2 protein-coding genes are annotated in these 1424 nt (G+C 42.6%); both read left to right on the top strand.

Annotated elements, in window-relative coordinates:
- Positions 1-396: S-layer homology domain-containing protein (locus OCV99_RS17940; protein WP_158372385.1), on the top strand; the 396-nt coding region annotated here is incomplete at its 5' end.
- Between the two features lie 251 nt (positions 397-647).
- Positions 648-1424, top strand: a 777-nt coding sequence (locus OCV99_RS17935; protein ID WP_158372383.1) for a PD-(D/E)XK nuclease family transposase, incomplete at its 3' end; no start/stop codon positions are given.

Genomic DNA, 1424 nt, shown 5'->3' with positions numbered 1-1424 from the left:
GAATATGAAACAAAATTCCCGGATGTACCGGATGGACAGTTCTATTCAAAGGCAGTCATCTGGGCGGCTGAAGCGGAGGTTGTTACGGGTTATACAGATTCCGGATACTTTGGAACGAACGATCCGATTACCCGTGAGCAGATGGTAACGATGATGTACCGTTACGCGGACCATATGGGATATGAATCTGAAGAATCGGCAGATATCAGTAAATTTACGGATGCTGATAAAGTGACGGAATTCGCAGAAGCGGCAATGAAGTGGGCAGTAGGAAATGGAATCATTGAAGGAAAAGAAAATACAGATGGTTCCTATCGTCTTGATCCGCAGGGCAATACAAGCCGTGCAGAATGCTCGATTATTATCCAGAGATTTATGGAGACATTCGGCGAGTAAGCAAAGATAGAAACGACAAAATCAGAAGAAGGCGTAACCCATGTGAATGGGTTACACCTTCTTTTGTTGTGTAAAAAAATGGCAAAAGTATTTACATAATGAGAAACATGTGTTATTATGTCTACAAGTCAGGGGCGGATTTCTTTTGCTCACAGCTATCATAGCCGAAAGGCATCTCATTTTCGGATCTTTGAATCGAAGAAATAACCCGATAATGAACAAAATTATAACGATACCAAGGAGGAAAATTTATGGGTAAACAGATTACGATGCAAGAAATTTTAGGGAAAGAGAAGACACGGGAGGAGGTGCTGTGGGAGGTTAACAGAAATCCGGCGGTTTATGCTCTGTTCAGGGATATGGATAATGAGACATTTCGGGAACACTTTATACAATTCTGTATGGGAGTCCGTGGTGTTAAGATGACCTATGATTCATTTTTTAAATACATTTTTGATGCGGAAGTACATCCGGAGCGCCTTTCCAGGATGCTGTCGCAGATTATTGGAAGACCGCTCAAAGTAAAGCGGATGCTTCCGGTAGAACATCGGCGTATATCGGAGCAAGGGAGTCTTCTGGCATTGGATATTATTGTGGAGTTTGAGACGGGAGAATTGGCAGATGTAGAGATTCAAAAAATCGGATATTACTTTCCGGGGCAGCGTATGTCTTGCTATTCAAGTGATATGGTGATGCGGCAGTATGAGCGGCGGCGGCGCGCCAAGGGGAAGGCCTTTACCTACTGTGATATGCAGAAGGTTTACACCATTGTGCTGATGGAAGAGAGCGCAAAAGAAGTGAAAGAGATGGAGGATTGTTATCTGCACCGGGGAGGGTTTGAGTTTGACACGGGTTTGAAAATGGAATTTTTGCAGGAATTTTATATCATAGCTCTTGATAATTTTTTTAAAATAAAGGATAATAAAGACGATACAAAAAAGATGAGTGAGCTGGAGGCATGGCTGTATTTTATAGGGTCAGATAAGCCGGAGCATATTCTGCGGGTGGTGGAACAATATCCATGGTTT

The sequence above is a fragment of the Dorea acetigenes genome (assembly GCF_025567385.1).
In the GTDB taxonomy this organism is placed as follows: Bacteria; Bacillota; Clostridia; order Lachnospirales; family Lachnospiraceae; genus Claveliimonas; species Claveliimonas acetigenes.
Note: the sequence above shows the minus strand (reverse complement) of the source record. Positions and strands in the feature narration are given on the sequence as shown.